Source organism: Polaromonas glacialis, assembly GCF_000709345.1.
GTDB classification, from domain to species: Bacteria; Pseudomonadota; Gammaproteobacteria; order Burkholderiales; family Burkholderiaceae_C; genus Polaromonas; species Polaromonas glacialis.
Genome location: NZ_KL448323.1, coordinates 658,930 through 671,738 on the forward strand (window position 1 = coordinate 658,930; position 12,809 = coordinate 671,738).

The following is a 12,809-nucleotide window of genomic DNA, read 5'->3' on the forward strand; positions in this document are numbered from 1 at the left end:
TTATAGAGAAAAACTTGGTTTTTTAAAAAAGGCTCGCTTGAAGTAACTGGTCATTGGCGATTCGATCAATACATAGGAGAGGCAACCCCCTGCAATCACGGCCAGACAGATGACCGGGATGATGATCAGGCTTTCCTGAAACCCCAGTTTTTTCAGTATCAACACGCCAAAAGGAACTACAAAGGTGTGCGAAAGATAAATCGAGTAAGACGAGTCACCCAAAAAGGACAACCGGGATGCCAAGCGAAGGCGGGCGATCCACGGTTCGATCCACACAGCGACAAGCACACAGAGACCCGCTCCGACTTCCCATGTTGAAAACCTGTCAACTGGATCAACCCAGTTGATTCCTAATATGAGCATGGTTCCGGCAATTGCCGCGACCAAGGCTATTTTTGGCGGCACAGGTGGATAGTTCAAGTACAGGTGTGCAATGCCCATGCCGAGGATGAACTCAAAGAGCAAGGACTTGCCATAAAAATTCAATGCGACTGACTCGGGAAAAATTTGCGCGACCGCAAAGATCAGCAAGAAAACAAGAAAGCAAAACTTGATACGCGCAGCTCCCAAGGCTATGCCGATGGCAAACACCACATAAAACAGCATTTCGAAATTCAGCGTCCAGCCTACAGGCAGTACTGGCTGCACAAGCCCCCATGGACTGATGACAGGAATAAAAAGCAGGGAAGCGAAAAGATGCCCGGTATCATTCGAAGACCTCAATGCCAGGCTTGGCAATATCAGTACCAGAGCCACCTTCAGCAGTGTGTAAAACCAGTAGAGTGGCGCAATTCGTAGAAGACGTCGCTTCAAAAAAATCCAGGCAGCCTGCAGGTGTGTTTGATTGCCTGCTGGCAACCTCGCAGTTGACATGGCCATCACGAACCCGCTGATGACAAAAAAGATGTCTACCCCAAAAGCACCACCGCTCCAGTAATGATCCGGCCCGGCACCGGTGATTCGAACCGAGATGGCTTCGGTAGTGTGCATCACCACGACCAGCATGGCTGCGACAAACCTGAGTATCTGAACGCCGATAAATTGCTTGGCAGGCATGCATGGCCTTGGTGATTGAAGGTGCCGCCTCAATGCGGAACACTTGGCGTTGAAAGAGATGACAAGCCGCGTGGCTCTCTGAGAACCAAGCTCGGTATAGGTGCGCTGGCCGGACGTCGTGGCCTTAGAACACCTCGCACCAAGCCCGCAGCGTTAAAGCACCAGGAAACGACGCTGTAGAGTGCCTTGGAGAAAGAACGCTTGCGCCAGATCATCAGGGCAAGCGGCGCGGCCAGTGACGCGCCAAACCAGACCAGCCGTGTGATTCCAGAAAGCGGCCAGAACGGAATGCTGAGCAAAAACGCCCACCATCCAAGGATGCCCAGGTAAATCCAGAGTTCGCGAAGGCCTTGAAGTACCATTTTCAGTCGAAGCTGACCCGCTGAAGCCCTGACCAGTTCCCCCAGACCCCAAAGGTAGTGGGTATTCCAGCGCCGCATCAGCAAGTGGTAGGGTGGTGCGTCATGTCCCATGTGATGGACGACGTCCATGGGAAGGCGCCAGAGTTTCCAGCCCAGGCTGCGCAGCCGAATGGCCAGGTCAAATTCTTCGTAGCTGTGCAGATTTCGGTCGGAAAAGTATCCCGCCGCTTCAATGGCGCTACGCCGGTACAGTCCGCCACCGTCGAGCCGGTCTACAGCGCCAGGTTTCACGTGCGCGCGCGTCTGTGCACTGCGGGCAATATATTCAAGGCTTTCGGTGTTCAGCTCAACGAGCAGGCCTCCGACGCCAGCGATATCGGGATGTGCCAGCATGAAGTCCAGCGCGACTTCCAGAAAGCCTTCGAGCATCTGCATGTCACCGTCGAGAAGATAGACGAACTCCCCATGCGAATGCTGGTAACCCAGTTGCGGGCCGACACCGCAGCAGCGATCGTCCGCATTGGCGAGCTTCACAATGCGTATGGGATACGCCAGGGCCAGCTCGACGGTTCTGTCCGTCGAGCACGAGTCAGCCAGAATGACCTCGCCGCCTACTCTGCGAACTGCACGCAATGCGCTCTCTATGGCGGCTGAAATCCGCTTTTCTTCATTCAGCGACTTGATGATGATTGAAACCCGGCAGTCAGTTGCCGGAAAGTTTTGGGAGAAATTTTCAGGTTTCATATCAGTGTCCGCCATCCGTGATGCTGGTGTGAAGGTACCTGCGGCTTGTGCGCCACTGCTCCCAACTGGCCACCAGCGCTTGCGGGCAGAAACAGGCCATCGCGGCTGTCAACCACCAGCGTTTGCTGGTGGCGGCACGGCGTCCCCTGATCAGCCATTTCAGACCCTCAACACGCTCACCCGACGACAGTGCAAGACGGGCCAGTGTCAACTTGTGCTGCGCAATGAACCACAAGGCGGACTCGCGCTGCGCCGCCGTCAGGACTCCCGATTCAGCGCGAGCCTCCATACGTTGAAGGGAGCGGGGAATCTTGATCACTATGTGCCGGGCTGACAGGCTTCCATCGACATCGATGCGATACGCCACAAGTGGCGCATGCGCCAAGGCAATTGAAGTCTGCTCGCCCAGACGGAACCAGAAGTCGAGATCTTCGGCCTGTGATTCTCCAGGTGGAAAGCATGGCTGCATCTGATGCAGACGCTGTCTTCGCACCGCCACGGAACTGCTGCACAGCGACGGCCCGATCATCCACCGGCGTGGCAAATCCGTGATGAGTTCGACCTCGGGAACCTCGGCACATGTCGGCCAAGGAGGCGGCCAAGGTCCCTGCGCATCGGCAACCAGGATGAAATCGGTAGCCACCGCATCGGTGTCCGGCCAGGCTTTGTGGGCGTTCAGCAGACATTCAAGATGCCGCGGATGATGCCAGTCATCGGCATCAAGAAACGCAATCCATTCGCCTCGCGCCATCGCGATGCCCCGGTTTCGGGCTGCCGAAACACCGGCGTTGGTCTGGTGCACCACGCGAATGCGAGGATCGGTCATGACCTTGACCAATTCAGCACCGCCATCGCTGGAGCCGTCATCAACCACGATCACCTCAAAATCCGTAAACGATTGGGCCAGTACCGACTGCACCGTGCAGCAGATGTAAGACGCCTTGTTGTAGAGGGGAATAACAACGGAAAACTTCATGCACGTGTCCTGGCAGCACTCAGCGGGTTTCTTGCTGGAGGATATTTTGACAATGCACCGGTATATTTTTGTGCGTGGATTGCCAGTGATGATCGAACGCGAATATCACTGGCGCTTGCTGCAAGCGCCATCAGCAAGAGCAGGTGGGCAACAAATTCAGGGCCATAGCCAAAGAGGGAAAGCGGAACCTCGCTGACAGAGCGCATGGCTAGCAGAACGAAGAGTGCGAGCGTCAGCCCTTTGCTGTCACGTGCATAACGCATGGACAAAACCATCAATACCAATGCATAAATTAACAGTGACACTGCACCCACGATGCCTGAGCGGGACAATGTGTCCATGAACTGGTTGTGTGCATGGGTGGCGTTGGGCATGCCAATGCTGTTGCGGAAATCGGTTTCCCAGATCAGGGGGCCATAACCAAATATTGGATTGCGTTGCCATTCGTCATAGGCAATAGCCCAAATCTTGTCCCGTCCCGTCAATGACGCAAGCTGCGCGCCTTCGGCACTGTTGAAGAAGATGTTGATGCGGGTTCCCAGATCGCCAAACACCAACACCATGCCCACGGCCAGTACCGCCAGCATCACCATCAAAATGGAAACGATACCGAATTCCGGACGAACCGGGTCACCGACACGGCGCAAGAAGCTTGGACCTTGCCGCACAACAACAAAGCACATCCAGCTGAGGACAAAAGCAATCCAGGTGGTTTTGGACTGAGCAAGAAAAAGCACTGTCAGTCCGACTCCCCAAGCGAGACGATTCAGCCACTTTTGTTCATAAGGAATTGTCAACAGGCATATCAATCCGAGTTGGGCCAAAATCGCCAGAGAGACCGCATGCGCTGCCAGACCAGCCAGGCGTGGCACGCCCGGCAGCAAGCCCTGCGAATAAGTAGTTTCCAGCACCATGCCTGACTTGAACGGAATTAGCAGCAAGCTTGCCACCATGAATACAAACAGCACATTGCGTGCGGCCTTGAATGCCACGTCGCGCTCAATGCCTGTCACCAGTACCGCTGCAGTTCCAATGACCAGTGGGTAGGCGTAATCGTGGCTGATATTAGGGTGCGCGCCCAGCAATGCAGGTGCCACCACGGTGCCGAGCCAGAAAATGATGTAACTCAACAGCAGCACCAAAGGCGCATGCACGGTTTTATCGCGCCGGAACCAATAGCTGAGAATCCGCTCGCCTGCGACCGTCAGCATCAACAGCGAAAGCAGCGGCTGGGTCCATCGCATGATCGGGTGACGTGGCGTTGCGGGCGCTTCCACCAGATCGAAGTTGACGACAGACAAATCGCGTCCTGACAAAATCGTACTGAGTGCCACCATCACGACCATCGCGTAAAAAATCAGGTGCAGGTAGCCATGGGAACGGCGGGATGTCAACTGAACGGTGCCGACCATCATGGTGGCGGCCGCCAGTGCCGCCAGGATGGCGCTCGCGACCAAAATAAAGAGGGATATGGTTTCTTGCATTGGAGCGGACCTCAGAGACGCTGTTCGCTTGCAGGGTCGATGATCGGACCCCGTTGAATGCCCGGACCAGCCCGGCTCAACAATTGAGCCAGTCCTGGAAAAAACCTGATCACCATGGTCGCGCTTTGAACGCCCAGCAATTGGGGACGAACAACCAGCAGCAATGCCAGCATGCACAGAGCCATGAACGTGCTGGCTGCCAGTGAGAGCAGCGGCATTTCGTAATCCGATACGGCCGCCTGACCTGCCTTGACGCCAATGGCGCACAAGGCGCAGAGAATCATTCCACGCCCCACATTCGGCATCAATTCAATCCAGCTCAACTTGAGCGCCCGAAACGCAGTCGTGCCAATCACCAATGCACGCAGCACCAGCACCAGGGCCGCCACTGTCGCTGCGGCCTGAATTCCCTGGTCCGCATAGAAGTAAAAACCCAGCGCGCCCACGGCAAGAATGGGCAACTGCAATACCGACTCGTAATATTTGCGGCCAGTATTCCAGAGAACCGGCGTGGAAAGTCCCCAGATCACATAGGCAGGCATGCTCAGGAACAGAATGCTCAAGACCGGTCCGGCATCGCTCCATTTCGATCCATACAGCAGGTGTACCACGTCATTGGACACGAGCGCCAGAAACACAAAGAACGGAAACACCAGAACGAAAATCGTCGCGAGCATCTGGAAATAGGCACGGGCCATGCGCTCGAGTTCAGTTTGCAGGCGCGCGCCCGCCGCCAGAAATGCAGGTTGCAACGCGCCCAGCAGCAAGTTGTTGGGCATTGCTGCCAGGTTATAGGCTACGTTGTACAGACCCAGTGCCTGCGCATTGAGCAGGCGGCCGATCATGACCCGGTCCAGGTTGTTCAGCATCCAGTTGACGATATTGGTCAGGAAGACCGCCCGGCCCGTGCCGACTGCGGAGGCTGCACCGGCATACCAGAAAAGAGGGCGTACCGCATGCGGCTTGGCGACATAACTCGCCACCAGAACCACCGCCGCCTGAACCAGCCAGGCAGCTACCAGTGATGTGGCGCCCCAGCCTGACATCGCCATCGGCACGCCGACGACAATATAGCCGGCCATGTAGCTGCCCACCTGGATCAGTCCGCCGGCCCGAAAGTTAAGGTCCCGCTGCAGCAGGTAAGTGGCAGGCGCAGCTGCGGCGGAAAGCAGACAAGCAACCGAAAGCCACTCGATGACCGATTGAGCCCTGGGTTCCCTGAAGTAATCGGCAAGTGCTGGCGCCAGCAAATAGACGCCCAGCGTGGTGACCAGGCCAACGACCAGTTGCCATGTCCATGCAAAACGCACATCTTCGTCACACAGCGTGGTGCGCTGAAGCAGGCTCCAGCTAAAGCCGAATCCTGAAAAGAAAGTGGCAAAGGTCAGCACGACCATGCCGATGGCAAAAATCCCGAATATCTCCGGACCCAGGGTTCTGGCCAGGATGACCTGGGCAACCAGCTGCAGTACAAAACGTGCCAGCGTCGAGATGGCGCTCCATTTGACCGCAGTGACGCCGGACTGGCCGAGCCCGCTCATGCCCAGGGCTTTCCTGGTTTGCGTCGCCGAACGGCGATGGTACCGATGATGGCCAGGGTGCCCAGCACTGCCGCTGTGTAGCGCCATCCGGAATTGACCTGTGTGGTCTGGCCTGCGGCGGAACTAAATTCAGGACTGGGCGCAATGCGATCCACGTCACGATAGCCTGACGAAATGATCTGGCTCGATGCCGGATTTTGTCTGGGAGTCAATACCGTGTTTGATCGGGTCGCCTTGTCGGTACCCAGGTGCTCAAGACTGGAAGCCTCGTTGAGGCTGGCAACCGCTGCGGGGGCCATGCTGGCAGCCGTCACCTTGTGCGCCGGCACAGACGATGATGCGCCGAGCAAGGCAGCCATGAATACGATAGAAAACGGTGCTCTGCACATGAAATTCCCATTACTTGAACAAGCTCAAGTTTGTTGGCCGAGGCTTTAATCTGCAATAGTCCGAATGGCCCACGAACTATTTTCAGGATATAAACCGACGGTTTTGGGAAACATAAAGCTGCATCTGCGCAGTTTTATTGCGGTGTTTTACAAAGAAAAACCCCGGAAGATCCGGGGTTTTTGCTTGGGATGCTTAAAAGGGTATCTGGTTGCCGGGACGGTTGGGAACGTCCAAACTCCCGTCCAGTCCAGCGCTACATGCCCGAATAGTTCGGCCCGCCGCCGCCCTCTGGGGTGACCCAGACGATGTTTTGCGTCGGGTCCTTGATGTCGCAGGTCTTGCAGTGAACGCAGTTCTGCGCGTTGATCTGCAGGCGGTCTGTGTTGTCGGCGTTCTTGACGTATTCGTACACCCCGGCCGGGCAGTAGCGGCTCTCGGGGCCGGCGAACCGGGCCAGGTTGATGCTGACCGGCACGCTGGCGTCCTTGAGCGTCAGGTGCGCGGGCTGGTGCTCCTCGTGGTTGGTGTTGCTGATGAACACCGACGTGAGGCGGTCAAAGGTCAGCTTGTTGTCCGGCTTGGGGTAAACGATGGGCTGGCACTCCGATGCCGGCCTGAGCATCGCGTAATCGGGCTTGTGACGGTGGATCGTCCACGGCGGGCTCTTCACGCCGATGCGCGGCAGCAGCCAGTGCTCGACGCCCGTCATCAACGCGCCCACGTACAGGCCCTTCTTGAACCACGACTTGAAGTTGCGCGACTGGTTCAGCTCTTTGGCCAGCCAGCTCGCTGCGTACGCCTCGGGGTAGCTGCCCAGTTCATCATGGTGCCGGCCTGCCGTCACGGCTTCGTACGCCGCCTCGGCCGCCAGCATGCCCGTCTTGATCGCCGCGTGGCTGCCCTTGATGCGCGCCGCGTTCAGATAACCCGCCTCGCAGCCGATCAGCGCGCCGCCGGGAAACACGGTTTTTGGCAGGCTCAAGGCGCCGCCGGCGGTCAGTGCCCGCGCGCCGTAGCCGATGCGCTTGCCGCCCTCCAGGTATTTGCGGATCGCCGGGTGCGTCTTCCAGCGCTGCATTTCCTCGAAGGGGCTCAGGTAGGGATTGCTGTAGTCCAGCCCGGTGACAAAGCCCAGCGTGACCTGGTTGCCATCGAGGTGGTACAAAAAGCCGCCGCCGTAGGTGTCGCTCGTCATCGGCCAGCCGGCGGTGTGAACGACCAGTCCCGGCTGGTGCTTGGCGGGGTCGATTTCCCAGAGTTCCTTCACGCCCAGCGCGTAGGCCTGTGGGTCGCGGCCTTCGTCCAGCTTGAAGCGGCTGATGAGCTGGCGGCCCAGGTGGCCGCGCGCGCCTTCGGCAAACACCGTGTACTTACCCAGCAGTTCCATGCCCAATTGAAAGTTCTCCGTGGGCTCGCCGTCCTTGCCCACGCCCAGGTTGCCCGTGGCCACGCCCCGGACAGAGCCGTCGTCGCTGTACAGCACTTCGGCGGCGGCAAAGCCGGGAAAGATTTCCACGCCCAGGCTTTCGGCTTGACTCGCCAGCCAGCGCGTGACGTTGCCCAGGCTGATGACGAAGTTGCCGTCGTTGTGAAAGCAGTCGGGCACGAAGAACGCCGGCGTTTTGGTCGCGCCGGTCTCGCTCAGGAACAGCACTTCGTCGGCCGTGACCGGCTGCGTCAAGGGCGCGCCCAGCGCCTTCCAGTCGGGGATCAGCTCGGTGAGGGCTCTAGGGTCCATGACCGCGCCCGACAGGATGTGCGCGCCGGGCTCGGAGCCTTTTTCGAGCACGACCACCGACAGCTCCGTGCCTTTTTCAGCCGCCAGTTGCTTCAGGCGAATCGCCGCCGACAGCCCGCCCGGGCCGCCGCCGACCACGACCACGTCGTAGTCCATCGATTCTCTAGGGCCGAACTGGGCCAGGATTTCTTGGTTATTCATCGGGGGCACTCGCTGATAATGATTTCAGGAAAGGTTGGGGTGTCTCTGTGCAATTTTATGTTGTGAAGACAGGCGCCAAACGACTGTTCGCTTACGGACTGCTTGCATCGGGGAATCTTTATTTACTTTTGGTATGAATTTTATGGTCTGCGCCGAACAGGCGCAGGCACTTGTCCTGCCGCGCAGGCCGTCGGCAAGCCGGGCGCATCACACACCACGGCGAACATAGGCGCATGTTGACCGGCATCCTGGCAGGCCTGGCAGCTGGCGCGCTCTGGGGCCTGGTTTTTGTGGCGCCGCGCATGCTTTCGGCGGGGGCGGGGGGCTATTCCTCGGTGGACCTGACTTCCGGCCGCTTCGCGGTTTATGGCCTGGTGGCGGTGCTCGGCATGCTGCTTGGCCTGGGCCGGCGGCGCTGGCCCACGATGCGCCAGATGGGCGCCGCGCTCGGCATGAGCGTGCTGGGCTTTAGCGGCTATTACCTTCTTCTGGTGGTGGCGATTCGCGATGCCGGTACCGAAATGCCTTCGCTCCTTATCGGCACGATTCCGCTGTGGATCATGCTGCTGGGCAAGCCGCACGGCCTGCGCTGGTCCGCATTGCTGCCAGGCCTGGCGCTGACAGGGGCCGGGCTGCTGCTCATGATGGCGTCCACCTCAGGCGTGTCCGATGGCGCAGGCCTGCATTTTTGGCGAGGGATGGGCTACGCACTGGTGTCGCTGCTGAGCTGGACCGCCTTTGCGCTGTTGAATTCCGCCTGGCTCAAGCGCCATCCTGAAGTGAACGCCACCGACTGGGCCAACTGGCTGGGCGTGGCCACCGGCCTGGGGGCACTGCTGATGTGGATCGCCGCGGGTTCCGGCATGCAGGCAGTGGCTGCGCGCGGCGACTCGATGCAATTTGTGCTGCTGTGCGTTGTGGCTGGTTTTGGCTCGACCTGGCTGGCGACGATATTGTGGAATGTTGCCAGCCAGCGGCTCAGCGCCAGCCTGTGCGGCCAGCTCATCGTGAGCGAAACGCTGTTTGCCTTGCTGTATTCTTTTGCCTGGGATGGCCACTGGCCGACGCCGGGGCAGTTTGGCGCCTGCGCACTGTTTACCTTCGGCATCCTGGCATCCATCAGGGCTCATCGCTGAGCCTTTTCACAACAGACTGAATCATGAAAATTGAAATTCCCGAGAAGAAAAAACTGGTTCATGAAATGCGCATTGCCATCCGTTGGGGCGACATGGATGCCATGGGGCACCTGAACAATGGCACCTACTTTCGCTACATGGAAACCATCCGCATCGACTGGATGTATGCCATTGGCTGCCAGCCTGATCCGCAGGGTGAAGGCCCGGTAATCGTCAATGCGTTTTGCAACTTCTACAAGCAACTCGAATACCCTGGCGATGTGCTGATCAAGATGTATGTCAGCGACCCCGGCCGAACGACCTTTGAAAGCTGGGCCACCATGGAACGCGCGGAACAACCCGGCGTCATCTGTGCAGCCGGTGGCGCGACCACCATCTGGGTGGATTTCCCCGCGCAAAAGGCAAAGACCCTGCCGGACTGGATGCGCCAGCAAGTCGAGGGCTAGTTCAGGCATAAAAAGTGCCATATCCGCAATCTGGACGGGTGCTACCAGCTATCAAAAAAATAGCTATGGGTCCGTAGTGGACCTGTTTTGTTCGCTGCTTTCCCGGCAAGCGGCAAGGTATCTTGATTACCGATCTGGCATGGCCTCATTCGCTGATGGCGTGCTGCTTGCCGCGCTTATGGCCGTCCCGCGCCAGCCTGCACCCCACATCCCTATCGATCAATAGCCTGCGGAGGCACTGCCGTCATCCGCCACATGGGCTGACCCCTTCGATATCACCCGCACACCCTCGTGCATAGGTATTTCCAGGGACCTCCCAGGAAGACTGCTGGCTTTTTCTAACCAGTCAGCGATCCCAAGCGACTGCATCCGCCAGATCGAAAACCTGCCTTTTTGTATTTCTTGATCCCACAACGGGCTTGGCTGGGGCGGCTTTTGCCTACACGAGAGAGTTTTTTTACCCTACAAACAGCAGCAATAACAATACAAATTCTTACGAAAGTCGATTTATTTCAAAAAAATCGACTATTTTTTTGAAAATTTACCAATTATTAGTAACTAAAAGTTTTAATGTAACTATATGGTTTCAGTCCATTAAATTAATGTTACTAATTAAAACAATGAATAAGTTGTTTTATTAAATTTAATTGTTGATTTTTTGATGAGATAAAAATTTGTTACTGAGTTACAAGTTGACGTTATTTTGCGTATCCATTAACGACTTAAGCGGATGTTCTAAAAACATCTGCTTTTGCTTGATTCTCCTAGGCGCCGGCCAGTTTCAACCTGCGCGATGGAACTACATTTCGCTCTTGATTTCTTCTTTTTGACGGTCGAATTTTCGAACCCGCAACAACCCATGAAAAGCACCGAGGTATCAAAAATTTTTTCGAAATTCGTGATTTTTGTAAGACTTTGCCTACATTTTGTGTAGGCAAAACTAAGAAATTTGCCAAAAAACATGTAAACAATAAACGGTTGGGTACCTATTACGATTCAGTCAAGTGTTGAGCTTAAGTCAGTGTTTTCACAAACCCGGCACTTCAGCCTGGTGGGTTTCCAGGTGGTCAGGGTCGCAGCTGCTAGATGGAAATCACTTCAATAAGTGAAAACAAACGGCTCAGTTGGTTTTTTGTTCGGTGGGATGCCGACGACTTTTACATTTGAATGGATTTTTTATGCAAAAACGTAACTTCTCAAAGATCGCCGGCGCTGTAACTGCTGCAGTCTTGCTCAGCCTGGGTCAGTCAGCCAGTGCGCTTGAAATCGCTCCCTACTTCCATGCATGGAGCGGCGGCACCCTGACCGAGGCGAAGCGCGCCGCAGGGCTGGACAGTGCGACGCTTGCGTTCGCCATCACCAAGGGAAGTTGCGCGCTAGACCAGGATTTGCTCAACAAGCTCCCCGATGCGCGGACTTATGTCGGCGCAGGTGGCCAGCTCATCATTTCGTTCGGCGGACAAAACGGCGTGTATGCAGAGATTGCCTGCAAGGACGACAACCAGCTGTTCAACCTGCTGGACAAGCTGATCGTCGATTCCGGAAGCCGCCGGATTGACTGGGATGTCGAGGGCCATCAGTTGCTCGATGTCGAAGGCTCCGCCCGCAGGACGCGTGTCTTGCTCCGCCTTCAGGCCAAGTACCCTGATCTCTATACGTCCTTCACCTTGCCAGGCTGGCTGCGCGGTGTCGATGCCAATTCGATGAACCTGCTGAAGACGACCATCGCCGCAGGCGTGCGGATCAGCATGGTCAATGTGATGACCATGAGCTTTGGCCTTGAAAACCTCAGGACCATGGTCGTACCTTCGACGGTGGCGCAGGCCTCCATCATGACCTTCCGCGCCACGGTCAGCCAGATGGCGACCCTTTATCCGAACAAGACCCAGGCGCAATTGCACGCCATGATGGGAATGACGCCGATGATCGGAAAGAACGATGACGGCTCGACTTTCTCGCTGGTGGATGCAAAAACGATTGCCGATTTCGTCAAGGCCAATGGAATCGGCCTGCTGTCCTATTGGTCATTTCAGCGCGACCAGGCGCAAGCCTCGAACGCCTCGAATGATCTGGGCTCGTTCAGTGGCGTCGCGCAGTCCAACTACCAGTTCCTGAACATCTTCAAGACCGCCGGTGCTTCTGTTGCGCCAACGACAACACCGGTGGTAACGACGCCGGCTGTGACGGCACCAACTGTGACGACACCAGCGGCAACGACCCCGGCAACGCCAGCCCCCGCGTGCAGCAGCCCGGCCTGGGTTCAGGGCAAACAATACGCTGCCGGCAGCATTGTGAGTTATTCAAACGGCAGCCAGTACCTCGCCAAGGTTGCCAATCCGGGCTATGACCCGACGATCAGCACCTACTTCTGGTCCAAGTACATCTGCGCGGTGTCGTCCGCCCCGGCGCCGGCACCAGTTCCCGCACCGGCGCCAACTCCGGCACCTGCACCGGCATGCAGCAGCTCGACCTGGACGCAGGGAAAGCAATATGCTGCAGGAAGCGTGGTGACTTATTCAAACGGCTACAAGTACAAGGCCAACTTCGCCAACCCAGGCTACAACCCGACCATCAGCACCTATTTCTGGTCCCGGTATGCCTGCTAAGGATTGAAGGCTCTTGCATTAATAGCCGCATCTGATCGACAGGCTTCGGGGCTTCAGGCAGCAATTGCCTGAAGCCCCGAATCACGTCTGGGGCACCCCCCTTTCAGGCCTGGCGGCCATCATCACGGC

Annotated in this window: 10 protein-coding genes; 3 read left to right on the top strand and 7 right to left on the bottom strand. The window is 57.1% G+C overall.

Going from position 1 to position 12,809, the window contains the following annotated elements; genetic code table 11:
* The 7 genes from EC86_RS0103510 to EC86_RS0103545 form a co-directional block, all read right to left on the bottom strand.
* Positions 1 to 1,056: an acyltransferase family protein gene (locus EC86_RS0103510; RefSeq protein ID WP_029524311.1), complete on the bottom strand. Its 1,056-nt coding sequence runs from the start codon at positions 1,054 to 1,056 to the stop codon at positions 1 to 3.
* Between the two features lie 29 nt (positions 1,057 to 1,085).
* The gene (locus EC86_RS27525; protein WP_084181502.1) at positions 1,086 to 2,162 is read right to left on the bottom strand and encodes a glycosyltransferase family 2 protein; all 1,077 of its coding nucleotides are present in this window, start codon (positions 2,160 to 2,162) and stop codon (positions 1,086 to 1,088) included.
* 1 nt (position 2,163) lies between these two features.
* Entirely contained in the window at positions 2,164 to 3,138 is a 975-nt protein-coding gene (locus EC86_RS26890; protein WP_051675706.1) for a glycosyltransferase family 2 protein, read from the bottom strand.
* Positions 3,135 to 4,622, bottom strand: coding sequence for an O-antigen ligase family protein (locus tag EC86_RS0103530; protein WP_029524314.1), 1,488 nt, complete (start codon positions 4,620 to 4,622; stop codon positions 3,135 to 3,137). Before EC86_RS0103530 ends, EC86_RS26890 begins: the two co-directional genes overlap by 4 nt.
* Positions 4,623 to 4,633: 11 nt before the next feature.
* The gene (locus EC86_RS0103535) at positions 4,634 to 6,163 is read right to left on the bottom strand and encodes a lipopolysaccharide biosynthesis protein (RefSeq protein WP_029524315.1); all 1,530 of its coding nucleotides are present in this window, start codon (positions 6,161 to 6,163) and stop codon (positions 4,634 to 4,636) included.
* Positions 6,160 to 6,522, bottom strand: a complete 363-nt coding sequence (locus EC86_RS0103540; protein WP_029524316.1) for a hypothetical protein — start codon at positions 6,520 to 6,522, stop codon at positions 6,160 to 6,162. The genes EC86_RS0103535 and EC86_RS0103540 overlap by 4 nt, the downstream gene beginning before the upstream one ends.
* A 284-nt stretch (positions 6,523 to 6,806) precedes the next feature.
* Positions 6,807 to 8,492, bottom strand: a complete 1,686-nt coding sequence (locus EC86_RS0103545) for an electron transfer flavoprotein-ubiquinone oxidoreductase (protein ID WP_029524317.1) — start codon at positions 8,490 to 8,492, stop codon at positions 6,807 to 6,809.
* 233 nt (positions 8,493 to 8,725) lie between these two features.
* Between EC86_RS0103545 and EC86_RS0103550 the strand changes: the two genes are divergently transcribed.
* The 3 genes from EC86_RS0103550 to EC86_RS0103560 all read left to right on the top strand — a co-directional run bounded on the left by EC86_RS0103550 (position 8,726) and on the right by EC86_RS0103560 (position 12,680).
* Positions 8,726 to 9,628: a DMT family transporter gene (locus tag EC86_RS0103550; protein ID WP_029524318.1), complete on the top strand. Its 903-nt coding sequence runs from the start codon at positions 8,726 to 8,728 to the stop codon at positions 9,626 to 9,628.
* Positions 9,629 to 9,651: 23 nt separating this feature from the next.
* Complete coding sequence (locus EC86_RS0103555; protein ID WP_029524319.1) at positions 9,652 to 10,074, top strand: acyl-CoA thioesterase; 423 nt, start codon at positions 9,652 to 9,654, stop codon at positions 10,072 to 10,074.
* Between the two features lie 1,178 nt (positions 10,075 to 11,252).
* Positions 11,253 to 12,680, top strand: a complete 1,428-nt coding sequence (locus tag EC86_RS0103560) for a hypothetical protein (protein WP_156955208.1) — start codon at positions 11,253 to 11,255, stop codon at positions 12,678 to 12,680.
* The last annotated feature ends 129 nt before the right edge of the window (positions 12,681 to 12,809 follow it).